The organism is [Acidovorax] ebreus TPSY (assembly GCF_000022305.1).
GTDB lineage: Bacteria > Pseudomonadota > Gammaproteobacteria > Burkholderiales > Burkholderiaceae_C > Diaphorobacter > Diaphorobacter nitroreducens.
In genome coordinates this window covers 389125-411184 of sequence record NC_011992.1, presented here as the reverse complement: position 1 = coordinate 411184, position 22060 = coordinate 389125, and the positions used below count along the sequence as shown (strand labels likewise).

28 protein-coding genes and 1 tRNA gene are annotated in these 22060 nt (G+C 63.5%); 3 read left to right on the top strand and 26 right to left on the bottom strand.

The genetic code is table 11. The features are described from left to right. Positions 1-44: 44 nt before the first annotated feature. On the bottom strand, positions 45-974 hold the full coding sequence (locus tag DTPSY_RS01995) for a lysylphosphatidylglycerol synthase transmembrane domain-containing protein (RefSeq protein WP_041838777.1): 930 nt from the start codon (positions 972-974) through the stop codon (positions 45-47). Beyond that, on the bottom strand, positions 971-2002 hold the full coding sequence (locus tag DTPSY_RS01990; RefSeq protein ID WP_012655448.1) for a glycosyltransferase family 2 protein: 1032 nt from the start codon (positions 2000-2002) through the stop codon (positions 971-973). Before DTPSY_RS01990 ends, DTPSY_RS01995 begins: the two co-directional genes overlap by 4 nt. A 112-nt stretch (positions 2003-2114) precedes the next feature. On the opposite strand from DTPSY_RS01990, the gene DTPSY_RS01985 reads away from it, so the two are divergent. Genes DTPSY_RS01985 through DTPSY_RS01975 form a run of 3 tightly spaced genes read left to right on the top strand, consistent with a single transcriptional unit; the run spans position 2115 to position 5976 of the window. Then, positions 2115-3632, top strand: coding sequence for an ArnT family glycosyltransferase (locus tag DTPSY_RS01985; RefSeq protein ID WP_012655447.1), 1518 nt, complete (start codon positions 2115-2117; stop codon positions 3630-3632). Then, positions 3629-4639, top strand: coding sequence for an NAD-dependent epimerase (locus tag DTPSY_RS01980; protein WP_012655446.1), 1011 nt, complete (start codon positions 3629-3631; stop codon positions 4637-4639). Before DTPSY_RS01985 ends, DTPSY_RS01980 begins: the two co-directional genes overlap by 4 nt. Next, positions 4636-5976 (top strand): UDP-glucose dehydrogenase family protein, encoded by a 1341-nt coding sequence (locus DTPSY_RS01975; RefSeq protein WP_012655445.1) that lies wholly within the window; start codon positions 4636-4638, stop codon positions 5974-5976. Before DTPSY_RS01980 ends, DTPSY_RS01975 begins: the two co-directional genes overlap by 4 nt. A 149-nt stretch (positions 5977-6125) precedes the next feature. Here DTPSY_RS01975 and DTPSY_RS01970 read toward each other — a convergent pair. The 24 genes from DTPSY_RS01970 to DTPSY_RS01860 form a co-directional block, all read right to left on the bottom strand. Next, positions 6126-6202 (bottom strand) — tRNA-Met (locus DTPSY_RS01970). 24 nt (positions 6203-6226) lie between these two features. Next, the gene (gene rplQ, locus DTPSY_RS01965) at positions 6227-6616 is read right to left on the bottom strand and encodes a 50S ribosomal protein L17 (protein WP_011803868.1); all 390 of its coding nucleotides are present in this window, start codon (positions 6614-6616) and stop codon (positions 6227-6229) included. An 89-nt stretch (positions 6617-6705) separates the two neighbouring features. After that, entirely contained in the window at positions 6706-7698 is a 993-nt protein-coding gene (locus DTPSY_RS01960) for a DNA-directed RNA polymerase subunit alpha (protein ID WP_011803867.1), read from the bottom strand. A gap of 111 nt (positions 7699-7809) precedes the next feature. Then, positions 7810-8433: a 30S ribosomal protein S4 gene (rpsD, locus tag DTPSY_RS01955; protein WP_012655444.1), complete on the bottom strand. Its 624-nt coding sequence runs from the start codon at positions 8431-8433 to the stop codon at positions 7810-7812. A gap of 88 nt (positions 8434-8521) precedes the next feature. Further along, complete coding sequence (gene rpsK, locus DTPSY_RS01950; RefSeq protein ID WP_011803865.1) at positions 8522-8926, bottom strand: 30S ribosomal protein S11; 405 nt, start codon at positions 8924-8926, stop codon at positions 8522-8524. Positions 8927-8943: 17 nt separating this feature from the next. After that, positions 8944-9309: a 30S ribosomal protein S13 gene (gene rpsM / locus DTPSY_RS01945; RefSeq protein WP_011803864.1), complete on the bottom strand. Its 366-nt coding sequence runs from the start codon at positions 9307-9309 to the stop codon at positions 8944-8946. Positions 9310-9332: 23 nt separating this feature from the next. After that, positions 9333-9446 carry a 50S ribosomal protein L36 gene (gene rpmJ / locus DTPSY_RS17825; RefSeq protein WP_003050535.1) on the bottom strand — a complete coding sequence of 38 codons (114 nt, stop codon included), beginning with the start codon at positions 9444-9446 and terminating at the stop codon, positions 9333-9335. Positions 9447-9590: 144 nt separating this feature from the next. Then, positions 9591-10910 (bottom strand): preprotein translocase subunit SecY, encoded by a 1320-nt coding sequence (secY, locus tag DTPSY_RS01940; protein WP_011803863.1) that lies wholly within the window; start codon positions 10908-10910, stop codon positions 9591-9593. Positions 10911-10933: 23 nt separating this feature from the next. Then, positions 10934-11365: a 50S ribosomal protein L15 gene (rplO, locus tag DTPSY_RS01935; RefSeq protein WP_011803862.1), complete on the bottom strand. Its 432-nt coding sequence runs from the start codon at positions 11363-11365 to the stop codon at positions 10934-10936. A 10-nt stretch (positions 11366-11375) separates the two neighbouring features. Continuing rightward, positions 11376-11558: a 50S ribosomal protein L30 gene (gene rpmD / locus DTPSY_RS01930; RefSeq protein ID WP_012655443.1), complete on the bottom strand. Its 183-nt coding sequence runs from the start codon at positions 11556-11558 to the stop codon at positions 11376-11378. Between the two features lie 14 nt (positions 11559-11572). Continuing rightward, positions 11573-12094: a 30S ribosomal protein S5 gene (gene rpsE / locus DTPSY_RS01925; RefSeq protein WP_011803860.1), complete on the bottom strand. Its 522-nt coding sequence runs from the start codon at positions 12092-12094 to the stop codon at positions 11573-11575. A 17-nt stretch (positions 12095-12111) separates the two neighbouring features. After that, positions 12112-12477 (bottom strand): 50S ribosomal protein L18, encoded by a 366-nt coding sequence (gene rplR / locus DTPSY_RS01920; RefSeq protein WP_011803859.1) that lies wholly within the window; start codon positions 12475-12477, stop codon positions 12112-12114. Positions 12478-12488: 11 nt separating this feature from the next. After that, on the bottom strand, positions 12489-13022 hold the full coding sequence (gene rplF, locus DTPSY_RS01915) for a 50S ribosomal protein L6 (protein ID WP_011803858.1): 534 nt from the start codon (positions 13020-13022) through the stop codon (positions 12489-12491). A 24-nt stretch (positions 13023-13046) separates the two neighbouring features. Further along, positions 13047-13442, bottom strand: a complete 396-nt coding sequence (gene rpsH, locus DTPSY_RS01910; RefSeq protein ID WP_011803857.1) for a 30S ribosomal protein S8 — start codon at positions 13440-13442, stop codon at positions 13047-13049. Positions 13443-13462: 20 nt separating this feature from the next. After that, the gene (gene rpsN, locus DTPSY_RS01905; RefSeq protein WP_011803856.1) at positions 13463-13768 is read right to left on the bottom strand and encodes a 30S ribosomal protein S14; all 306 of its coding nucleotides are present in this window, start codon (positions 13766-13768) and stop codon (positions 13463-13465) included. A 9-nt stretch (positions 13769-13777) separates the two neighbouring features. Beyond that, a complete protein-coding gene (gene rplE, locus DTPSY_RS01900) occupies positions 13778-14317 on the bottom strand; it encodes a 50S ribosomal protein L5 (protein ID WP_011803855.1) in 540 nt (179 codons plus the stop codon). 9 nt (positions 14318-14326) lie between these two features. Continuing rightward, positions 14327-14647: a 50S ribosomal protein L24 gene (gene rplX / locus DTPSY_RS01895; RefSeq protein WP_011803854.1), complete on the bottom strand. Its 321-nt coding sequence runs from the start codon at positions 14645-14647 to the stop codon at positions 14327-14329. Positions 14648-14657: 10 nt separating this feature from the next. After that, positions 14658-15026 (bottom strand): 50S ribosomal protein L14, encoded by a 369-nt coding sequence (rplN, locus tag DTPSY_RS01890; RefSeq protein WP_011803853.1) that lies wholly within the window; start codon positions 15024-15026, stop codon positions 14658-14660. 191 nt (positions 15027-15217) lie between these two features. Continuing rightward, positions 15218-16816: a glycerol-3-phosphate dehydrogenase/oxidase gene (locus DTPSY_RS01885; protein WP_012655442.1), complete on the bottom strand. Its 1599-nt coding sequence runs from the start codon at positions 16814-16816 to the stop codon at positions 15218-15220. 101 nt (positions 16817-16917) lie between these two features. Continuing rightward, on the bottom strand, positions 16918-18651 hold the full coding sequence (locus tag DTPSY_RS01880; protein ID WP_012655441.1) for an ABC transporter substrate-binding protein: 1734 nt from the start codon (positions 18649-18651) through the stop codon (positions 16918-16920). Between the two features lie 173 nt (positions 18652-18824). Further along, positions 18825-19133: a DUF2160 domain-containing protein gene (locus tag DTPSY_RS01875; protein WP_011803850.1), complete on the bottom strand. Its 309-nt coding sequence runs from the start codon at positions 19131-19133 to the stop codon at positions 18825-18827. Between the two features lie 12 nt (positions 19134-19145). Further along, on the bottom strand, positions 19146-19958 hold the full coding sequence (locus DTPSY_RS01870; protein ID WP_012655440.1) for a carbohydrate ABC transporter permease: 813 nt from the start codon (positions 19956-19958) through the stop codon (positions 19146-19148). Next, on the bottom strand, positions 19951-20847 hold the full coding sequence (locus DTPSY_RS01865; protein WP_012655439.1) for a carbohydrate ABC transporter permease: 897 nt from the start codon (positions 20845-20847) through the stop codon (positions 19951-19953). Before DTPSY_RS01865 ends, DTPSY_RS01870 begins: the two co-directional genes overlap by 8 nt. Positions 20848-20988: 141 nt before the next feature. Next, positions 20989-22059: an ABC transporter ATP-binding protein gene (locus DTPSY_RS01860; RefSeq protein ID WP_012655437.1), complete on the bottom strand. Its 1071-nt coding sequence runs from the start codon at positions 22057-22059 to the stop codon at positions 20989-20991. Position 22060 lies beyond the last annotated feature (1 nt).

Below are 22060 nucleotides of genomic sequence, written 5' to 3'. Positions count from 1 at the left end.
AATACACCAATGATGGCCAGGCCATCGCGGGCCAGCGCCCGGGCCTACCGCCCCGCGCTGCGCGGCAGGCCGAACGCCAGCGCCCCCAGCGCGCCCTGCGCCAGCCCGTAGACGCCATAGACCACGCCCACGCCCACGGCGGCGGACGCGGCCACGCCGAAGGGGGCCAGCGCGGCCACGGCGGCCGCCTCGCGCGTGCCCCAGCCGCCCACGCTCACCGGCAGCGCCGCCATCAGGAACACGGGCGCGATCGCCCAGGCCCACACGCTGGCCGGCAGCGCCACACCCAGTGCCAGCCCGCCCCCCGCCAGCGCCGCGGCCGACAGCAGCTGCACCGCCGCCGATGCCCCGGCCTGCCAGACCAGTTGACGCGGGAAGTCGGGGCGCGTTGCGGCTTCACGCAGCGGTGCGAGCCAGCCGCCCGCAAACCGGCGGCTGCGCAGCAGCGCAGGCAGGCACCACGGCAGCGCCAGCCACAGCAGCGTGCCCACAAGCATCAGCGCGATGAAAAGTCCCCTTGGCAACCGCAGCCAGGGCGCCAGCACGTCGGCACAGGCGGCAGCGCCCAGGCCGCCGATGGCGCACAGCATCCACAGGCCGCTCAGCCGGTCCAGCACCACCGACCAACTGGAGGCCGCCGTGTCCTGACCGGTACCACGCAGTACCACGGCGCGGTACACGTCGCCCCCCACCACGGCCCCCGGCAGCAACGCATTCAGGCCGATGGCCTGGAAGTACCAGCGGCAGGCATCGCGCGCGCTCGCGTCGGCGCCCAGCCACCGCGCCAATGCCCGCCAGCGCAGCGCCGAGACGAGGTTGGAAGCGATGCCCGCCAGCAGCCCCGCCAGCAGCCACCCTGGCTGGGCCTGGCGCAGTTGGCTCCACACGCGGGCCGGATCGGCCAGCGCCACCACCGCGCCCAGCAGGGCCAGGCCCACCAGGCCGCGCAGCATGGCCTTGAACGGACGCTTCACGCTATGTTATTAGTAGCTGCTTGCGCTTTCTGGTCGCGCGCCGCAGGCATATTTACTCTTGAATCCGGCACATATTCCTGCGCATGGAACTGCGGTGCCCCGCCGGCCTCGTGGTAGATGCGCATCAGCAGCTCGCCGATCAGGCCCGCCACCACCATCTGCACGCCCATCAGCACCAGCATGACGCCGGCAAGCAGCAGCGGCCGGCCGCCGATGTCCTCGCCCAGCACTTTCTGCAGCAGCAGCCAGGCCAGGATCAGCACGCCCGGCGCAGCCAGCCACAGCCCCAGCCCGCCAAAGGCATGCAGCGGGCGCTGGCGGTAGCGCATGAAGAAGACGATGAGGATCAGGTCCAGGATGACGCGGAAGGTGCGGTCGATGCCGTACTTGGACACGCCGCGGGTGCGCGCATGGTGGCGCACCGGCACTTCCGTGATGCGCGCGCCCGCCTCCTTGGCCAGCGACGGGATGAACCGGTGCAGCTCGCCGTAGAGGCGGATCCGGTCGATGATGGGCCGTCGATAGGCCTTGAGCGCGCAGCCGTAGTCGTGCAGGTGCACGCCCGTGGCGCTGGAGATCAGCCGGTTGGCGATGCGCGAGGGCAGCTTGCGCGACAGCTCCGCGTCCTGCCGGTCCTTGCGCCAGCCGCTGACCATGTCCACGCTGGAGTCGTTCTCCAGGCGCTCCAGCAGCAGCGGAATGTCGGCGGGTTCGTTCTGCAGATCGGCATCCAGCGTCACCACATAGCGGCCGCGCACGCGATCGAAACCCGCCTGCAGGGCGCTCGACTGGCCGTAGTTGCGTGCCAGGAACACCGGGCGCAACCAGGGGCGCGTGGCCGCCAGTTCACGCAGCGTGTCGGCGCTGCCGTCGCGCGAGCCGTCGTCCACCGCCAGCAGTTCGAAGCTGAGCGGCTGCGCGGACATCGCCTGCGCGATGCGCTCCACGAGGTCGGGCAAGTTCTCGACCTCGTTGTAGATCGGCACCACGATGGAGACGTCGGGCGCTGGAGTAGGGGCGGTGTTCATCAAGGAAACAGTTGTAGCGGGATAATGGCTGCGATTGTGCCTCGCGTGCCTCGCGCGCCCCGCGCGTTCGCGCCCGCCGGACGCACACAGTGCGCTACTTTCCCCTTGCCCCATGACCGCCTCCACCGCGCCCCGCGCGCTTTCGTCCCGCCTTCCCTGGACCCACCCGCTGTTCTGGTTCGCGGCCATCTCGCTGGCGCACGTGGCCATGCGCCTGCTCGCTTCGCCCGCGCTGAAGTGGGATGAGGCCGAGCAGATTCTGTGGACCCAGGAGCTGGCACTGGGCTACGGCCCGCAGCCGCCGCTGTACACCTGGCTGCAATGGGCGATGAACCAGGTGTTCGGCCCCAGCGTGCTGGCACTGTCGCTGCTCAAGCATGGGCTGCTGGCACTGACGTATTCGCTCATGTACCTGGCCGGGCGGGAACTGCTGGACGAGCGGGGGGCCTTCTGGGCGTCGGCCAGCATGGTGCTGATGCCCGCGCTGGGCTGGTATTCGGTCCGCGACCAGACCCATACCATCCTCGTCACGGCGATGGCCTGTGGCGCGTGGTGGCTGCTGCTGCGCATCGTGCGGCGCCCCCGGCCGCTGGACTTTGCCTTGCTGGGGCTGGTGTGCGGCTTCGGCATGCTGGGCAAGTACAGCTTCGCGCTGGTGGCGGGCGCCATGCTGCTGGCGGCGCTGTCGGTACCCGAGGCGCGCCGCGCGCTGCTGTCGCGCGGCTGGTGGTGGGCGCCCCTGGTGGGCCTGCTGGTCGTGCTGCCGCATGCGGCATGGCTGCTGTCACACCTCACCGAGGCGACGTCCGGCACCATCAGCAAGATGAACATCCAGCCTGAAAACGGGCTGGTCAAGGGCCTGCTGAGGCTGCTGGAGGGTGTGGTCCCCAGCACGCTGCTGCTGTGGGCGCTGTTCGCGTTGTGGGCTTTCCGTTCGGCCTGGTGGCAGCGGCCGCTGGCGCCGGTGTCTCCGCCGATGCACCGCGTGTTCGTGCGCTACCTGGGCCTGGTGTTGCTGGCGCTGGCCGGCATGGTGGTGTTTGCAGGCGTGAGCAACTTCAAGGGCCGCTGGATACTTCCACTGCTGTGTATGGCACCCCTGGCCGCCTTCTCTGCGCGGCCCGAATTGCAACACCACCCGCGTGCACGGCGCTACACGATCGCCGTGGCCACGATGGCCGTCATCCTGCTGGTCGCTGCCGGCATACGCCCCTGGTTCAGCGGGCTGCGCGGCGAGGTGGATGAGCTGAACCACCCGTCCATCGAACTGGCGGACGCCCTGCGCGCCGCGGGCTATGACGGCACCAGCCCCATCGTCGCGTCCGACCATATGCTGGCCGGCATGCTGCGGGTGCGCTTTCCCGACGCGTTGGTGGACGCCTGTGCGCCGGGCGAAGACGAGATCCCGACCTGTGTCGCCGACCATTTGCGCCGCAGCGAGCAGCGGGGGCAAGGCCTGCTGTTGATTTCACGCACCGACTACGTTCCGTCGAGCTGGTGGGATCAGGCCCAGGCCCGCATCGCGCCGCGTGCGCTGCAGTCCATCCACCTGCCATTCCATATGGTGCGCGCGGGCACACCCCAGGCCCATTACGAATACATCTGGAGCCCACGCGGCACACAACCATGAGCGTCACCCTGGTCACCGGCTGCGCCGGCTTCATCGGCATGCATTGCGCGCAGCGGCTGCTGGAGCGCGGCGAACGGGTGGTGGGCATCGATAACCTCAATGCCTACTATGACGTCGGCCTGAAGCACGCGCGCCTGGGCCGCTTACACGGTCAGGGCGACTTCACTTTCGAGCAGATCGATGTCGCCGACCGCGACGCCATGCATGCGCTGTTTGCGCGGGTGCGTCCCCATCGGGTGTTGCATCTGGCGGCACAGGCCGGCGTGCGCTACTCCATCGACCAACCCGACGATTACACCGACTCCAATCTCCTGGGCTTCGGCAACATCCTGCAGGGCTGCCGCGCACAGCAGGTGGAGCACCTGGTGTTTGCCAGCAGCTCCAGCGTGTACGGAGGCAACGCGAAGTTGCCGTTCTCCGAGCGCGACGCGGTGGACCATCCCGTCAGCTACTACGCGGCGACCAAGAAGGCCAATGAGGTGATGGCGCATGCCTACGCACACCTGTACGGCATTCCGACCACGGGCCTGCGGTTTTTCACGGTGTATGGGCCATGGGGGCGGCCCGACATGGCGCTCTTCAAGTTCACCCGCGCCATGCTTGCGGGCGAGACGATCGACGTCTACGGCGAAGGTCAGTTGGTGCGTGACTTCACCTACATCGACGACATCGTCGAGGGCGTATTGCGCGTACTCGACAAGCCCGCCACGCCCGACGCCGCATTCGATCCACTGTCGCCGTCGCCCGGCACGGGCCTCGCGCCCTACCGTATCTTCAATATCGGCAACAGCGCTCCTACGCTGCTCATGGACTACATCCATGCGCTGGAGGAGGCACTGGGGATGGTCGCCCTCAAGCGCATGCTTCCACTACAGCCCGGCGACATGCACAGCACGGCAGCCGACATGGCGGCACTGGCTTCCTGGGTCGGCTTTGCCCCCCATACGCCCGTGCGGGACGGCGTGGCGCGCTTCGTCCACTGGTACAAGGATTTCTACCCATCATGAAAGTTACGGTTTTTGGCACCGGCTACGTCGGCCTGGTGCAGGGTGCAGTGCTGGCCGACGTCGGCCACGACGTGATCTGCGTGGACGTCGATGCCGCCAAGGTGGCCGCGCTGCAAGCGGGCCGTATTCCCATCCACGAGCCGGGGCTGGAGCCACTGGTGCAGGCCAACCAGGCGGCAGGCCGCCTGCGCTTCACTACTGACGCCGCTCAGGGCGTGGCCCATGGGGAGCTGATCTTTCTCGCCGTCGGCACCCCGCCCGATGAGGACGGCAGCGCTGATCTGCAGCATGTGTTGGCCGTCGCGCGCACCATCGCTACGCACATGACCGCGCCGAAGACCATCGTCAATAAATCCACCGTCCCCGTGGGCACGGCCGACAAGGTCGCCGATACCGTACGCAAGGTGCTGGAGACGCGGGGCGTGGCCTTGGCATTCGAGGTGGTGTCCAACCCCGAATTCCTCAAGGAAGGCGCTGCCGTCGCCGATTGCAAGCGGCCCGACCGCATCGTCATCGGTACACGCGCACCCCAGGCCGAGCGCCAGTTGCGCGAGCTGTATGCGCCTTTCAATCGGAACCACGATCGCATCGTGATGATGGATGTGCGCAGCGCCGAACTGACGAAGTACGCCGCCAACGCCATGCTGGCCACCAAGATCAGCTTCATCAATGAAATGGCCAACCTGGCCGAGCAACTGGGTGCGGACATCGAAGACGTGCGCCGCGGGCTCGGAAGTGACCCGCGCATTGGCTACCACTTCATCTATCCCGGCGTGGGTTATGGCGGGAGTTGCTTTCCTAAGGACGTCAAGGCCCTCATCCACACGGCCCAGTCCATTGGCTTCACCCCCGATCTGCTGCTGGCGGTCGAAAGCCGCAATGACGCGCAGCGGCAGTTGCTGGCGCGGCGCATCATTGCGCACTACGGCGGCAACCTGCGCGGCAAGACCATCGCGGTCTGGGGGCTGGCCTTCAAGCCGGAAACCGATGACATGCGCGAAGCGCCCAGCCGTTACCTCCTACAGAGCCTGTGGGCAGCAGGCGCCCAGGTGCGCGCCCACGACCCGGCCGCCATGGACGAGGCCCGGCGCATTTTTGGAGAACGTGACGACCTGGTGCTGTGCGGCAGTCCCACCGAGGCATTGGAAGGAGCGGACGCGTTGGCCATCGTGACGGAATGGAAAATCTTCCGCGTGCCCGACTTTGCGCAGATGGCCCATGCGCTCCACGACCGTATGGTCTTTGACGGACGCAACCTCTATGACCCCGAGACCATTACGCGCTTCGGCCTGGGGTACGTATCGATAGGACGCGCGCCAGTCGTCGGCATGTCCTGAAACACAACCACGTGGGGGGACCTAAGACAACAGAGGGCCGTTTCCGTCCGCCCTCGGGGCCCGCGCGCCGCAGATTCAAGAAGCGGAGCAGCCTGAACAAAAACAAAAAGGCCCACCGAAGTGGGCCTTTTTTTTTGACTGCCAAAATTTGGTTGCGCGAGAAGGATTTGAACCTCCGACCTTTGGGTTATGAGCCCAACGAGCTACCAGACTGCTCCATCGCGCGGTAGACAGAAATTATAACCTATATTTAAGCTTCCGTGGAAGAAACTTCAGGCGTCTCAGCACGATCCACCAGTTCGACGTACGCCATGGGCGCGTTGTCGCCCACCCGGAAACCCATCTTCAGAATACGGGTGTAGCCGCCGGGGCGCGTCTTGAAACGCGGACCCAGGTCGTTGAACAGCTTCGTCACGCTGTCACGATCACGCAGGCGATTGAAAGCCAGGCGGCGATTCGCAACGGAATCTTCCTTGGCCAGGGTGATCATGGGTTCGATCACGCGGCGCAGTTCCTTGGCCTTGGGCAATGTGGTCTTGATGGCCTCGTGCTCGATGAGCGAGTTCATCATGTTCTGCAGCATCGCGAGGCGGTGCGAGCTGGTGCGATTGAGTTTACGGAGACCGTGTCCGTGGCGCATGGTGCTTTCCTTAGATGTAATTAAATCGGGCAGCCGTATCAGGTACTGCCCGAGGCACTGGCTCTTTTCAAAGAGCTCAAAATTATAACTTAACGCTTGTCGAGCCCTGCCGGAGGCCAGTTCTCGAGCTTCATACCCAGGGTCAGGCCGCGCGAAGCGAGCACTTCCTTGATCTCGTTGAGCGACTTGCGACCCAGGTTCGGCGTCTTCAGCAGTTCATTCTCGGTTCGCTGAATCAGATCACCGATGTAATAGATGTTCTCCGCCTTGAGGCAGTTGGCGGAGCGAACGGTGAGTTCCAGTTCGTCCACAGGACGCAGCAGGATCGGATCGAAGGTCGCAGCGCCGCGAGAGCTTGCCGGCGCATCGAAAGCTGCCAACTCACCGCCTTCCAACTGCGCGAACACTGCCAGTTGTTCCACCAGAATCTTGGCGGAAGCGCGGACCGCGTCCTCGGCAGTAATAGCGCCGTTGGTTTCGATCTCGACGACGAGCTTGTCCAGGTCCGTGCGCTGTTCCACACGCGCGCTCTCGACGGTATAGCTCACGCGTTTGACCGGCGAGAAGGAAGCATCCAGCACGATACGGCCAATGGACTTCGTCGCCTCGTCCGCGTAGCGGCGCAGGTTGCCGGGCACGTAGCCGCGGCCCTTCTCCACCTTGATCTGCATGTCCAGCTTGCCGCCCGCAGACAGAGTGGCAATGACGTGCTCGGGGTTCACGATTTCAACGTCGTGCGGCGTCTGGATGTCGCGCGCCGTGACGACGCCTTCGCCATCCTTGCGCAGGCTCAGCGTGACTTCGTCACGGTTGTGCAGCTTGAACACCACCCCCTTGAGGTTGAGCAGGATGTTGACCACATCCTCCTGAACGCCATCAATGGACGAGTATTCGTGCAAGACACCGGCAATCGTCACCTCCGTTGCTGCGTAACCCACCATGGAAGAGAGCAGTACACGGCGAATGGCATTGCCCAGCGTGTGCCCGTAACCGCGCTCAAAAGGCTCCAACGCCACCTTGGCACGGTTGGGGCCAAGTTGCTCGACATTGATTGCCTTGGGTTTCAGCAAATTGGTTTGCATGCAGACTTCCTCTCAATACCCCCAGCTCGTTACACCGGTAAGGCTGGTGAAGCGCCTAAACCGCGATGCCTCGCGGTTCAGGGACGATTTCGGCTAAATTAAAGCTATGGTTTAACGCGAGTACAACTCAACGATCAAGGATTCGTTGATGTCTGCACCGAACTCATCGCGATCCGGGACCTTCTTGAAGGTACCTTCTACCTTGTCGGCATTCACTTCGACCCAAACGGGCATGCCCACCTGCTGCGCCAATTGCAAGGCTTCAACAATACGTGCCTGCTTCTTGGATTTTTCGCGTACCGCAACCACGTCGCCGGCCTTGACCAGATAGGATGCGATGTTGACGCTTTGACCATTCACAGTGATGGCCTTGTGGGACACGAGCTGACGCGCTTCGGCACGGGTCGAGCCGAAGCCCATGCGGTACACCACGTTATCCAGGCGGCACTCGAGCAGGCCGAGCAAATTAGCGCCCGTATTGCCCTTGAGGCGTTCAGCGGCCTCGAAATAGCGGCGGAATTGCTTTTCCAGCACGCCATACATGCGCTTGACTTTCTGCTTTTCGCGCAGTTGCAGACCATAGTCTGACGTGCGTGCGCCAGAAGTACGGCCATGCTGGCCTGGCTTCGAATCAAACTTGGCCTTGTCCGCGATAGAGCGGCGTGCGCTCTTCAGGAACAGGTCGGTGCCTTCGCGGCGGGAGAGTTTGGCCTTAGGGCCGAGATAACGTGCCACTTTTTATATCCTTGAATCGACTGCCGCAGCGGACTGCGGGAGCCACCATCGCGCCAGGCGATCGGTGGCGGTGGGCTTATGAAACCAATTAAATACGGCGGCGTTTCTGGGGACGGCAACCGTTGTGGGGCACAGGCGTCACATCCGAGATGGAGGTGATGCGGATGCCGAGAGCGCCCAGCGCGCGCACCGAGGATTCGCGGCCAGGACCGGGACCCTTGATTTCGACATCGAGGTTCTTGATGCCTTGTTCAATGGCTGCGCGACCGGCCACTTCCGATGCCACCTGAGCAGCAAAAGGAGTCGACTTGCGCGAACCCTTGAAACCCTGGCCACCAGAAGACGCCCAGGACAGAGCATTGCCTTGGCGATCGGTGATCGTAATGATCGTGTTGTTGAAGGAGGCGTGCACGTGGGCGATGCCGTCCGAAATGTTCTTGCGAACCTTCTTGCGCACACGTTGCGCGGCATTATTGGCAGGAGATTTAGCCATAGTGATCTTTCAGAATCTTACTTCTTCAGTGCCGCTGCACCCTTGCGCGGGCCCTTGCGGGTGCGTGCGTTGGTGCGCGTGCGCTGACCACGCATCGGCAGACCGCGACGATGACGGAAACCGCGATAGCAACCAATGTCCATCAGTCGCTTGATGTTCATCGTGGTCTCACGGCGCAGGTCACCTTCGATGGTGAACTGAGCGATCTGGTCGCGAATCTTCTCCAGATCGGCATCGGTCAATTCCTTGACCTTCTTGGAATAAGCAATTCCGCATGCCTCGCAAATCTTGCGAGCACGGGTACGCCCGATCCCGTAGATGGCCGTCAGGCCAATCTCGGTGTGCTGATGGGGCGGGATATTGATACCAGCAATACGTGCCATGTTCGTCCTCTAATACTTCCCAATCAACCTTGGCGCTGCTTGTGGCGCTGATCCGTGCAGATCACGCGCACAACGCCCTTGCGGCGGATGATTTTGCAGTTACGGCAAATTTTCTTGACCGAAGCCGAAACCCTCATTGCATTCTCCTAAACTTGTCCAATCGTTCCGGCCCAGTGCGCGGAACACAAAGTAAGTGCCCGCGATGGATCGAAGGGCATCAATAAGCCGTTGCTTCTTGGCGAACCCGCGACTATAGCGCATTCGCCAAAGGCACACGGACATCAGGTACCTAATGTCGTCTTGAAGTTAGCCTTCTTCAGCAGCGACTCGTACTGCTGCGACATCATGTAGTTCTGTACCTGAGCCATGAAGTCCATCGTCACGACAACGATGATCAGCAACGACGTACCACCAAAATAGAACGGCACGTTGTACTTCAGGATCAGGAACTCGGGCAGCAAACACACGAAGGTGATGTAAACAGCCCCGGCCAGCGTCAGCCGCACCAGGATCTTGTCGATGTAGCGCGCGGTATGTTCACCCGGGCGGATGCCTGGAATGAATGCTCCGCTCTTCTTCAGGTTGTCTGCCGTTTCGCGGCTGTTGAAAACCAGAGCCGTGTAGAAGAAACAGAAGAAGATGATCGCCGCGGCGTAGAACATCACATAGACCGGCTGGCCGGGCGTCAGTGCCGCAGAAATATCACGCAACCACCGCATCGACTCTCCCGCGCTGAACCAATTCACAATGGTTGCAGGCAGCAGGATGATGGACGATGCAAAGATTGGAGGAATCACACCGGCCATGTTGAGCTTCAAAGGCAGATGGGAGGATTGCCCACCATAGACCTTGTTGCCCACCTGGCGCCGCGCATAGTTCACCAGTATCTTGCGCTGACCACGTTCGACGAAGACGACGAAGTACGTCACCAGTCCCACGACGATCACGATGAAGATGGCTGCCAGGATGCTCATCGCCCCCGTGCGCACCAACTCCAACAGACCACCGATAGAACTGGGCAGACCCGCGGCGATACCGGCAAAAATCAGGATCGAAATACCGTTGCCCAGGCCGCGCTCAGTGATCTGTTCACCCAGCCACATCAGGAACATCGTGCCGGCGGTCAGGCTGACCACTGCCGTGAGCCGGAAGCCGAAGCCCGGACTCAACACGAGACCTGCGGAGCTCTCCAGAGCCACCGCGATACCCAGCGATTGGAAAATCGCCAAGCCCAACGTTCCATAACGGGTGTACTGCGTGATCTTGCGGCGCCCGGCCTCCCCTTCCTTCTTCAACTGCTCGAATGTGGGCACCACATAGGTCATCAGCTGCATGATGATCGATGCCGAGATGTACGGCATGATCCCCAGCGCGAAGACCGTGAAGCGCGAGAGCGCTCCACCCGAGAACATATTGAAGAGGTTGAGAATGCCGCCCTGCTGGCCACTGAACAACTGCTGCAGCTGCGCCGGATCAATCCCAGGAACGGGAATGTGCGCGCCGATGCGGTACACAACCAACGCGAGCAGCAGAAAGACCAGACGCCGGCGGAGATCGCCAAACTTACCGGTTTTTGCCAGTTGAGCTGCGTTAGTAGCCACAGATGCCTTTCGTCAGAACCAGATCAGGCCAGGCTACCGCCGGCCGCTTCGATGGCAGCCTTGGCGCCAGCAGTTGCGGTGATTCCCGACAGCTTCACAGCCTTGGAAATCTCGCCACTCTTGATCACCTTGACCACCTTGGCCAGCTCGCCAACCAATCCTGCGTTCTTCAACGCCAGCACATCCACCTCAGCCAACCCCAGGTTTTCCAGGGCGGTCAAGGAGATTTCCGCATTGAACTTCAGCAGGTGCGACTTGAAGCCGCGCTTGGGCAGACGGCGCTGCAAAGGCATTTGACCGCCTTCGAAGCCCACCTTGTGGTACCCCCCGGAGCGGGACTTTTGTCCCTTGTGGCCACGGCCAGCGGTCTTGCCCAGGCCGGAACCAATGCCGCGACCAACGCGGCGCGCGGCGTGCTTGGCACCATCTGCGGGCTTGATGCTATTGAGTTCCATCATCAACCTCTCAGAGGACTTTGACCAGATAGCTGATCTTGTTAATCATGCCGCGCACTTCAGGCGTGTCCTTGAGTTCGCTGATGCTGTTGAGCTTGCGAAGACCCAGGCCACGAACGGTAGCGCGGTGCGATTCTTTGGTGCCAATCGGGCTGCGCACCAGTTGAATCTTGATGGTTTGTTGCGTTGTCATTGCACGCCTCCCTATCAGGCAGCGAAGAGGTCTTCGACCGTCTTACCGCGCTTAGCGGCCACTTCGGCCGGCGTAGTGGAATTGGTCAGGGCGTCAAACGTGGCGCGAACCATGTTGTAAGGGTTGGACGAACCGTGGCTCTTGGCCACGATATCGGTAATGCCCATCACCTCGAACACGGCGCGCATCGGGCCGCCAGCGATGATGCCGGTACCCTTGGGGGCCGGGGCCATCATCACCACGGCTGCGCCGTGGTGGCCCGTCACGTTGTGGTGAATGGTGCCGTTCTTCAGCGACACCTTCACCATGTTGCGACGTGCCTCTTCCATGGCCTTTTGCACGGCGGCGGGCACTTCCTTGGACTTACCCTTGCCCATGCCCACGCGGCCGTCACCATCGCCAACCACCGTCAGCGCAGCGAAGCCCAGAATGCGGCCACCCTTCACGACTTTGGTCACGCGGTTGACCGCGATCATTTTTTCGCGCAGACCGTCGTCCTGACCTTCGCTCTGTACCTTGGGTTGAAATTTAGCCATTTTGTATTCCGCTCCGCTTAGAACTGCAGGCCGGCTTCACGGGCTGCATCGGCCAGGGCCTTCACGCGGCCGTGGTATGCAAAACCTGCACGATCAAATGCAACCTTCTCGACACCGGCCGCCTTCGCCTTCTCGGCGATGCGCTTGCCGATGATCTGGGCTGCAGCGGCGTTGCCACCCTTGCCCGAGCCACCGAGCGACTTGCGCACATCGGCTTCGGCCGTGGATGCGCTGGCCAGCACCTTGCTGCCATCGCCGGAGATCACACTGGCGTAGATATGGAGATTCGTACGATTGACCGTCAGACGCGCGACACCTTGCTGGGCAATGCGGATGCGGGTCTGGCGGGCACGACGAAGACGCTGCTCTTTTTTGGTCAACATGCTGCAGCTCCTTACTTCTTCTTGGTCTCTTTGATCGTGACTTTTTCGTCCGCGTAGCGGATACCCTTGCCCTTATAGGGCTCGGGCGGACGAACGGCACGGATCTCGGCGGCCAGCTGGCCCACCACTTGGCGGTCAGCACCCTTGATCACGATTTCGGTGGGCGTCGGCGTGGCAACGGTGATGCCGGTGGGCATCTCGAAGTTCACGGGATGCGAAAAACCGATGGCCAGATTCAGCTTGTTGCCGGAGGCTGCTGCCTTGAAGCCCACGCCGATCAGCGTCAACTTCTTCTCAAAGCCCTTGCTCACACCGACCACCATGTTGTTCACCAACTGGCGCACGGTGCCGCTCATGGCATTGGCTTCACGCGAGTCGTTGACCGGCTCAAAGCTCAGCTTGCCTTCGTTGTTAGACACCTTCACCAGCGCGTTCTGCGCCAGCGACAGCACGCCGCCAGCACCCTTGACACTGATCTGGTCGTCCTTGATGGACACATCCACGCCTGCGGGGATGCTTACCGGGGATTTACCTACACGGGACATTTCAGTCTTCTCCTCAATGCCACGTTAAGCGACGTAGCAAAGCACCTCGCCACCGACACCGGTAGCGCGCGCCTTGCGGTCGGTCATCACACCCTTGGGCGTCGTGACAATTGCCACACCCAGGCCGTTCATGACTTGCGGAATGGAACCACAGCCCTTGTACACGCGCAGGCCGGGACGGCTCACGCGCTCGATGCGCTCGATCACCGGGCGACCGGCGTAGTACTTCAGGGTGATTTCGAGTTCAGTCTTGCCGCTCTCGGACTTCACTTCGAAGCCGTCGATATAACCCTCGTCCTTCAGCACCTGGGCGATGGCAACCTTCACTTTGGAAGAAGGCACCGACACGGTGGCCTTGGACACCATTTGTGCGTTGCGGATGCGGGTCAGCAAGTCAGCGATGGGATCACTCATGCTCATGTTGTATCTCTCCTGCCTGCTTACCAGCTGGCCTTGGTGACACCGGGGATGTCACCGGCAAATGCCAGTTCACGGATCTTTGCGCGACCCAGACCGAATTGACGGAAAGTGCCACGGGGACGACCGGTGATTTCGCAGCGGTTACGCTGGCGCGTGGGGTTGGCGTTGCGAGGCAGTTTCTGCAGGCCCAGACGGGCCGCTTCGCGCTCTTCGTCGCTGCGCTTGGCATCGCCGGCAATCGCCTTCAGTTCCGCGTACTTGGCGGCGTACTTGGCGGCCAGTTTTTCGCGCTTCAGTTCGCGCTGGATCAAAGCTACTTTAGCCATACGCTGCCTTTAGTTCTTGAACGGGAAACGGAAAGCCGTGAGAAGCGCCTTGGCTTCTTCGTCGGTCTTGGCCGTCGTGGTGATGCTGATGTTGAGGCCGCGCAAGGCATCCACCTTGTCGTACTCGATCTCAGGGAAAATGATCTGCTCTTTGACGCCGATGTTGTAGTTGCCACGGCCGTCGAATGCGCGACCGGAGATACCACGGAAGTCGCGCACGCGGGGCAGCGCGATCGTCACGAAGCGATCCAGGAATTCGTACATCTGCGCACCGCGCAGCGTCACCATGCAGCCAATGGCCTGGCCTTCGCGGATCTTGAAACCGGCGATAGCCTTCTTGGCCTTGGTCACCACGGGCTTCTGACCAGCGATCTTGGTCAGGTCCGCCACGGCGTTGTCCATGATCTTCTTGTCCGCCACGGCCTCGCTCACGCCCATGTTGAGCGTGATCTTGGTCAGACGGGGAACCTGCATGGGCGAGGTGTAACCGAACTGCTTGACCAGTTCGGGGGCGATCTTGTCGCGGTAGATTTCTTGCAGTCGTGCCATGTGGACTCCTTAGGCAGCCTTGATTTCGGCGCCGCTGGACTTGAACACGCGAACACGCGTGCCGTCGGCCTGCACCTTGATGCCCACGCGGTCAGCCTTGCCGGTAGCGGCATTGAAAATGGCCACGTTGGATTGGTGGATGGGCATGGCCTTTTCCACGATGCCGCCAGTCGTACCCTTCATGGGGTTCGGCTTGACATGCTTCTTGACCAGGTTAATGCCTTCGATGACCAGATGAGAGTCATCCTTGCGCAGCGACACCGTGCCGCGCTTACCCTTGTCGCGCCCGGTGAGCACGATGACTTCGTCGCCCTTGCGGATCTTGTTCATGGCGCGTCCTTTAGAGAACTTCGGGAGCCAGGGACACGATCTTCATGAAGCGCTCGGTACGCAGTTCACGCGTCACGGGGCCGAAGATGCGGGTGCCGATGGGCTCCAGCTTGGAATTGAGCAACACTGCTGCATTGCCGTCGAACTTCACGAGCGAACCGTCGCCGCGGCGGATACCCTTCGCCGTACGCACAACCACTGCGCTGTAGACCTCGCCCTTCTTGACGCGGCCACGCGGAGCAGCTTCCTTCACGCTCACCTTGATGATGTCGCCAACGCTGGCATAGCGACGCTTGGAACCGCCCAGCACCTTGATGCACAGGACGGACTTCGCGCCGGTATTGTCGGCAACGTCTAACCGAGATTCTGTTTGGATCATTTCAATATTCCCAACTTGCACCAGCGGTCGAATGCCCCGAAGCCTTTCAAGGCGGCCGACCTGCCAGTCAGTCTTGGGCCCGTCGTCCACGCCGCAAACCATTTGCGGCGCTTCCCGCTGGGCAGAAACCTCGCGCACTTAACGCGAAGCCCGGTAGTATCGCAAACTTAAAACCGGGCGTCAAGCGCTTTTTATACCGGCACCGTGGCGTAGTGTGCGGCCAACTCCAGGAACGCGGGCAGCTGCGGGTCCTGGCCGGGGATTTCCTCGCGCAGGATGTCCGCCACGCGCGGCGCCAGCGCGGCCGCCAGGCGCGCATCGAGAAACAGCACGCGCGAGCGCCGTGCGAGCACGTCCTCCACGGTGCGTGCGTACTCATGGCGCGCGGCAAAGCGCACCATGGCCTCGCTGAGCCCTTCGGCCAGTTGCACCTGCGAACCCGGAAGGGCTTGCACCCGCGCGGCCTCGTCACCGTAGGAATGCAGCCCCTGGGGCGCGTTCATTCCCTGGCGCTCCCGGGTGGCACCGGCTCCTACCAGGGGCAGCGCAACGGTGATCCCGCCCGGGCGGCGCGGCAGCAGGTGTTCGTCCATGCACTTGAGCAGTACATCCTCGGCCATGGCGCGGTAGGTGGTCCACTTGCCGCCAGTCACGGTGACCAGCCCGCTGCGGCTGGCCAGCACGGTGTGTTCCCGGCTGATGCTCTTGGTGGCGGCGGCGTCTTCGTCCGAGGGCTTGACCAAGGGACGCAGGCCCACCCAGATGCTGCGCACATCGCTAGCCTGGGGGGCGCGCCGCAGGTAGCGCGCCGATTCCCCCAGGATGAAGGCCACTTCCTCCCGCATGGCCTGGGGCTCGCGCGCCAGATCCTGGCGTGGGCTGTCGGTCGTGCCCAAAATCACCTTGCCCAGCCAGGGCACCGCAAACAGCACCCGCCCGTCGGCCGTCTTGGGCACCATCAGCGCATGGTCGGAGGGCAAGAACTCGCGGTCCACCACGATATGCACCCCCTGGCTGGGCGCCACCATGGGCTTGGCGGGCTGGCCGCTCACATCGCCATCGCGCTGGCGCAGGGCGTCCACCCACACGCCGGTGGCGTTGACCACGCAGCGCGCGCGCACCTCGTAGCGCTGCCCGGTCTCGGCATCCTGGCAAACCACGCCCGCCACCTTCCCCCCGTCGTACAACAGGTCATCCACGGGGCAGTAGTTGAGCAGCAGAGCCCCCCGCTGCGCGGCGGTACGCGCCAGGGCCAGGGCCAGTCGGGCGTCGTCGAACTGCCCGTCCCAATACTTCACGCCGCCCTTGAGCCCGTCGGCCATGGCCGTGGGCAGGCAGCGCAGGGTTTCCATGCGCCCAAGGAATTCGGTAGGCCCCAGGCCCGCCTTGCCGGCCAGGGCGTCGTACATCTTCAGGCCCACACCGTAGAACGGCGTTTCCCACACCTTGTAAGAAGGCATGACGAATGCCAACGGCTGCGCCAGATGGGGGGCGTTGCGCAACAGCGTGGTGCGCTCGTGCAGCGCCTCGCGCACCAGGGCGATGTTGCCCTGCGCGAGGTAGCGCACGCCGCCGTGCACCAGCTTGGTGGCACGCGAGGAGGTGCCCTTGGCGAAGTCGTGCGATTCCAGCAGCACGACGGAAAAGCCGCGCGCCGCCGCATCCAGCGCCACCCCCAGGCCCGTCGCCCCACCTCCGACGACCGCCAGGTCGTAGGTCACGGGTTGAGCCAGGCGGGCCAACAGGTCGGCCCGTACGGTTGCCAAAGGGGTGGAGGTGTCGCTAGTCATAAGGGGAATGGTCCGTAACCCTGGCAGAAAAATCAGGGTTTACCCTGAATTGTGACCGGATCCGCGGGATGGGCCCGGCAAAGGGCCCATCCGCTGCGGCATCAACGCACCTTGCCGTCTTTCCAGGCCTGCAGCAGGGTGTTGTAGTTGATGGTTTCGCCCTTGGGCTTCTCATTGGCGAGCTTCTTCCATGGCGCGTGCTGGTCGCTCAGCCACTTGGCCGGGTCACCCTTGGCGTTCAGCTTGGGCGCGCAGCGCTCCATGCCGGCGCGCTGCAGGCGGGCCATCACCTGGTCCATCTCGTCAGCCAGTGTGTCCATGGCGGCCTGCGGGGTCTTCTCGCCCGTGACGGCCTGGGCCACGTTCTTCCACCACAGCTGCGCCAGCTTGGGGTAGTCGGGCACGTTGGTGCCGGTGGGAGACCAGGCCACGCGCGCAGGGCTGCGGTAGAACTCGACCAGGCCGCCCAGCTTGGGCGCCATGTCGGTCATGGCCTTGGATCGGATGTCGGACTCGCGGATCGGCGTCAGGCCGACGACGGTCTTCTTCAGCGACGTGCTCTTGGCCGTCACGAACTGGGCGTAGAGCCACGCGGCGGCCAGACGGTCGGGGTTGTGGTCCTTGAAGAAGGTCCAGCTGCCCACGTCCTGGTAGCCGTTTTGCATGCCCTGCTTCCAGTACGGGCCGTTGGGGCCGGGGGCCATGCGCCACTTGGGCGTGCCGTCGGCATTCACCACGGGCAGGCCGGGTTTGGTCATGTCGGCGGTGAAGGCGGTGTACCAGAAGATCTGCTGCGCGATCTGGCCCTGGGCGGGCACGGGGCCGGCCTCGCCGAAGGTCATGCCCATGGCTTCCTTGGGCGCGTACTTCTTCATCCAGTCCACGTACTTGGTGAGCGCGTAGACGGCGGCCGGCGAGTTGGTCGCGCCGCCACGGGCCACGCTGGCGCCCACCGGGGTGCACTTGTCGTCGGCCACGCGGATGCCCCATTCGTCGATGGGCAGGCCGTTGGGCGTGCCGATGTCGGCGCTGCCGGCCATGGACAGCCAGGCGTCGGTGAAGCGCCAGCCCAGCGACGGGTCCTTCTTGCCGTAGTCCATGTGGCCGTAGATGGGCTTGCCGTCGATCTGCTTCACGTCATTGGTGAAGAACTCGGCGATGTCTTCATAGGCAGACCAGTTCAGCGGCACGCCCAGGTCGTAGCCGTACTTGGCCTTGAACTTGTCCTTCAAGTCTTTGCGGTCGAACAGGTCGGCGCGGAACCAGTACAGGTTGGCGAACTGCTGGTCGGGCAGCTGGTACAGCTTGCCGTCCGGGGCGGTGGTGAACTTGGTGCCGATGAAGTCCTGCAGATCCAGGCCGGGGTTGGTGTAGTCCTTGCCCGGGCCGGCCATGTAGTCGGACAGGTTCAGGATCTTGCCGTAGCGGTAGTGGGTGCCGATGAGGTCGGAGTCGCTGATCCAGCCGTCATAGATGGACTTGCCCGACTGCATGGAGGTCTGCAGCTTCTCGACCACGTCGCCCTCTTGGATCAGGTCGTGCTTGACCTGGATGCCCGTGATCTCGCTGAACGCCTTGGCCAGGGTCTTGGATTCGTACTCGTGCGTGGTGATGGTCTCGGAGACCACCGCGATCTCCTTCACGCCCTTGGCCTGCAGCTTCTTGGCCGCGTCGATGAACCACTTCATCTCGGCCATCTGCTGGTCTTTGCTCAGCGTGGAGGGCTGGAACTCGCTGTCGATCCACTTCTTGGCCTCGGCCTCGCCGGCCCAGGCTGCCTGCCCCAGCGCCAGCGCCGCGGCGGCGAACGCGATCGCCTTGAACTGCATCTTCATTGCTGTCTCCTCACAAGAACGCTCCCCGGGGTTGGATGGGCGCCGGTGCCGGGGGAGAGTCGGCTGGCCCCTTTTATAAAAATGTGAGCTACTGGCGCTTGTTGTTATTGGGTTTTAGATAGTTTTCTATCTCAAATCCCCGTAAATCAAGCGCAAGCAGCTATCTTTTTTGACTACCCTTTGCGCAGCACCAGCGCCAGCACCAGCATGGACAGCACGAAGCTGATCCACACCGAGGGCTCGGCCTCCAGCGAGAACCACTGCGCCATCTTCTCGCCCAGGCCCACCCAGGCCAGGTTGATGTACGCGGCGGTGAGCAGGCCGATGAACAGCCGGTCGCCGCGCGTGGTGGTCATGGGCAGGAAGCCCTTGCGCTCCACCGTGGGGGATTGGATTTCCCACACCGTCATGCCGATCAGCATGAGCACGATGCAGGTGAAGAACACCGCCACCGGGGTGGTCCAAGCCATCCAGTCGAACATTGCCCGCCCTCCTCAAACACGGCCCATCGCGAACCCCTTCGCGATGTAGTGGCGCACGAACCAGATCACGATGGCACCGGGCACGATGGTCAGCACGCCGGCGGCGGCCAGCGTCGCCCAGTCCATGCCGCTGGCACTCACGGTGCGCGTCATGGTGGCCACGATGGGCTTGGCATTCACGCTGGTGAGCGTGCGTGCCAAGAGCAATTCCACCCACGAAAACATGAAGCAGAAGAACGCTGCCACGCCCACGCCCGCCTTGATCAGCGGCAGGAAGATGGTGAGGAAAAAGCGCGGAAAGCTGTAGCCATCGATGTACGCCGTCTCGTCGATCTCGCGCGGGATGCCGCTCATGAAGCCTTCGAGAATCCACACCGCCAGCGGCACGTTGAACAGCAGGTGCGCCAGCGCCACGGCGATGTGCGTGTCCATCAGCCCCACGGTGGTGTAGAGCTGGAAGAATGGCAGCAGGAACACGGCCGGCGGCGTCATGCGGTTGGTCAACAGCCAGAAGAACACGTGCTTGTCGCCCAGGAACTGGTAGCGGCTGAACGCATAGGCCGCGGGCAGCGCCACGGTGAGCGAGATCACCGTGTTGATGGCCACGTAGATCAGGCTGTTGATGTAGCCCGAGTACCAGCTCTCGTCGGTGAAGATGGTCTGGTAGTTGGCCCAGGTGAAGTGCTGGGGCCACAGCGAGAAGCTGGACAGGATCTCCTCGTTGGTCTTGAAGCTCATGTTGACCATCCAGTAGATGGGCAGCACGGCGAACACCAGGTAGGCAATCAGGAACAGCGTGCGTTTCTGGAAGCGGGGCTCATTCATGGCCGGCACCCTCCTTCGGCGTGGTGCCCACGCGCTGCATCCAGTTGTAGAGGATGAAGCACAGCAGCAGGATGATGAGGAAGTAGATCAGCGAGAACGCCGCCGCCGGCCCCAGGTCGAACTGGCCCACGGCCTTTTGCGTGAGGTACTGGCTGAGGAAGGTGGTCGCGTTGCCCGGCCCGCCGCCGGTGAGCACGAAGGGCTCGGTGTAGATCATGAAGCTGTCCATGAAGCGCAGCAGCACGGCGATCATCAGCACGCCGCGCATCTTGGGCAGTTGGATGTAGCGGAACACGGCGAACTTGCTCGCACCGTCGATGCGCGCCGCCTGGTAGTACGCGTCGGGAATGCTGCGCAGCCCCGCGAAGCACAGGAGCGCCACCAGCGGAGTCCAGTGCCACACGTCCATGGCCAGCACGGTGAGCCAGGCGTGGGTGGCGTTGCCGGTGTAGCTGTAGTCGAAGCCGATGGCCTCGAACGCCGCGCCCAGCAGGCCGATGTCCGAGCGGCCAAAGATCTGCCAGATGGTGCCCACCACGTTCCACGGGATCAAGAGCGACAGCGCCACGATGACCAGCACCGCCGACGACTTCCAGCCCTGCGCGGGCATGCTGAGCGCCAGCAGGATGCCCAGCGGAATTTCCACCAGCAGCACCGCCAGCGAGAACGTGAGCTGGCGCACGAGCGCACCGTGCAGTTCCTCGTCGCGCAGCACGGCGGCGAACCATTCCGTGCCCACGAACACGCGGCGCTCGGGGCTGATGATGTCCTGCACCGAGTAGTTCACCACCGTCATCAAGGGCAGGATGGCCGAGAAGGCCACGCACAGAATCACCGGCAGCACCAGGAACCAGGCCTTCTGGTTCACGGGTTTGGTCGTACTACTCATGGCAGTGCTCCAAGGGATAGCCTGCGACGCGCACCACTGGTGCGGCGCAGACGGCGGGGCGCCCAGCAAGGGCCGCTCCGCAGCAAAGGGCACCGTCCCCCTTCCAGGGGGAAGCCGCGCAGCGGCTCAGGGGGTAGCCATTCATGGCAGCAGCTCCTCGTTCTTGTAGAAGCAGGTGTGCTCGCCCAGCACCTGGAGCCAGACCGCCTCGCCCGGCGCGGGCAGCGCCTGCTCGGGCGCGAAGCGGGCCTTGAGGGACTGACCCTCCACGGTGGCCGTGAGCATCTGGTGCGTGCCCACGTCCTGCACGCGCGCCACGGTGCAGCGCAACGCGCCGGGCGCGTGCGCGTCGGCCAGGGCCAGGTATTCGGGGCGCACGCCCAGTTGCACGGCGCCCTCCGGCAGCGCACGCGGCAGGGCCCAGCGCTGCGCGGCCACGGTGATCTCGCCGCCCTGCACCTGCGCGGGCAGGAAGTTCATGCCCGGCGAGCCGATGAAGTGGCCCACGAAGGCGTGCTGCGGGCGCTCGAACAGATCGCCCGGCGTGCCCATCTGCACCACGCGCCCGCGCGTCATCACCACCACCTGGTCGGCGAAGGTGAGTGCCTCCACCTGGTCGTGCGTCACGTAGATCAGCGTGAGCTTGAGCTCATGGTGGATCTGCTTGAGCTTGCGGCGCAGTTGCCACTTGAGGTGCGGGTCGATCACCGTGAGCGGCTCGTCGAACAGCACGGCCGCGACGTCCTCGCGCACCAGGCCGCGGCCCAGCGAGATCTTCTGCTTGGCGTCGGCCGACAGGCCGGCCGCGCGCTGGTCGAGCTGGCCGCTCATCTCCAGCATCTCGGCGATTTTCCCCACGCGCTGGCGGATGTGCGCCTCAGGCACCTTGCGGTTCTTCAGCGGGAAGGCCAGGTTCTCGGCCACCGTCATGGTGTCGTAGATCACCGGGAACTGGAACACCTGGGCGATGTTGCGCTCCTGCGGGCTCGCGCGCGTGACGTCGCGGCCGTCAAACCGCACCTGCCCCTGCGAGGGCACGAGCAGGCCGGACATGATGTTCAGCATGGTGGTCTTGCCGCAGCCCGAGGGGCCCAGCAGCGCGTAGGCGCCGCCGTCATCGAAGACCATGTCCAGCGGCAGCAGCGCGTAGTCGCTGTCCTGCTGCGGGCGGGGTTTGTAGGAATGCGCCAGGTTGAGCTCGATGCGCGCCATG

Bases quoted from the DNA above. Each gene is read 5' to 3' on its own strand.
- DTPSY_RS01990 (WP_012655448.1), bottom strand. From the start codon at position 2,002: ATGAACACCGCCCCTACTCCAGCGCCCGACGTCTCCATCGTGGTGCCG.
- DTPSY_RS01985 (WP_012655447.1), top strand. From the start codon at position 2,115: ATGACCGCCTCCACCGCGCCCCGCGCGCTTTCGTCCCGCCTTCCCTGG.
- DTPSY_RS01980 (WP_012655446.1), top strand. From the start codon at position 3,629: ATGAGCGTCACCCTGGTCACCGGCTGCGCCGGCTTCATCGGCATGCAT.
- DTPSY_RS01975 (WP_012655445.1), top strand. From the start codon at position 4,636: ATGAAAGTTACGGTTTTTGGCACCGGCTACGTCGGCCTGGTGCAGGGT.
- rplQ (WP_011803868.1), bottom strand. From the start codon at position 6,616: ATGCGCCACGGACACGGTCTCCGTAAACTCAATCGCACCAGCTCGCAC.
- DTPSY_RS01960 (WP_011803867.1), bottom strand. From the start codon at position 7,698: ATGCAAACCAATTTGCTGAAACCCAAGGCAATCAATGTCGAGCAACTT.
- rpsK (WP_011803865.1), bottom strand. From the start codon at position 8,926: ATGGCTAAATCTCCTGCCAATAATGCCGCGCAACGTGTGCGCAAGAAG.
- rpsM (WP_011803864.1), bottom strand. From the start codon at position 9,309: ATGGCACGTATTGCTGGTATCAATATCCCGCCCCATCAGCACACCGAG.
- rpmJ (WP_003050535.1), bottom strand. From the start codon at position 9,446: ATGAGGGTTTCGGCTTCGGTCAAGAAAATTTGCCGTAACTGCAAAATC.
- rplO (WP_011803862.1), bottom strand. From the start codon at position 11,365: ATGGAACTCAATAGCATCAAGCCCGCAGATGGTGCCAAGCACGCCGCG.
- rpmD (WP_012655443.1), bottom strand. From the start codon at position 11,558: ATGACAACGCAACAAACCATCAAGATTCAACTGGTGCGCAGCCCGATT.
- rpsE (WP_011803860.1), bottom strand. From the start codon at position 12,094: ATGGCTAAATTTCAACCCAAGGTACAGAGCGAAGGTCAGGACGACGGT.
- rplR (WP_011803859.1), bottom strand. From the start codon at position 12,477: ATGTTGACCAAAAAAGAGCAGCGTCTTCGTCGTGCCCGCCAGACCCGC.
- rplF (WP_011803858.1), bottom strand. From the start codon at position 13,022: ATGTCCCGTGTAGGTAAATCCCCGGTAAGCATCCCCGCAGGCGTGGAT.
- rpsH (WP_011803857.1), bottom strand. From the start codon at position 13,442: ATGAGCATGAGTGATCCCATCGCTGACTTGCTGACCCGCATCCGCAAC.
- rpsN (WP_011803856.1), bottom strand. From the start codon at position 13,768: ATGGCTAAAGTAGCTTTGATCCAGCGCGAACTGAAGCGCGAAAAACTG.
- rplE (WP_011803855.1), bottom strand. From the start codon at position 14,317: ATGGCACGACTGCAAGAAATCTACCGCGACAAGATCGCCCCCGAACTG.
- rplX (WP_011803854.1), bottom strand. From the start codon at position 14,647: ATGAACAAGATCCGCAAGGGCGACGAAGTCATCGTGCTCACCGGGCGC.
- rplN (WP_011803853.1), bottom strand. From the start codon at position 15,026: ATGATCCAAACAGAATCTCGGTTAGACGTTGCCGACAATACCGGCGCG.
- DTPSY_RS01885 (WP_012655442.1), bottom strand. From the start codon at position 16,816: ATGACTAGCGACACCTCCACCCCTTTGGCAACCGTACGGGCCGACCTG.
- DTPSY_RS01880 (WP_012655441.1), bottom strand. From the start codon at position 18,651: ATGAAGATGCAGTTCAAGGCGATCGCGTTCGCCGCCGCGGCGCTGGCG.
- DTPSY_RS01875 (WP_011803850.1), bottom strand. From the start codon at position 19,133: ATGTTCGACTGGATGGCTTGGACCACCCCGGTGGCGGTGTTCTTCACC.
- DTPSY_RS01870 (WP_012655440.1), bottom strand. From the start codon at position 19,958: ATGAATGAGCCCCGCTTCCAGAAACGCACGCTGTTCCTGATTGCCTAC.
- DTPSY_RS01865 (WP_012655439.1), bottom strand. From the start codon at position 20,847: ATGAGTAGTACGACCAAACCCGTGAACCAGAAGGCCTGGTTCCTGGTG.
- DTPSY_RS01860 (WP_012655437.1), bottom strand. From the start codon at position 22,059: ATGGCGCGCATCGAGCTCAACCTGGCGCATTCCTACAAACCCCGCCCG.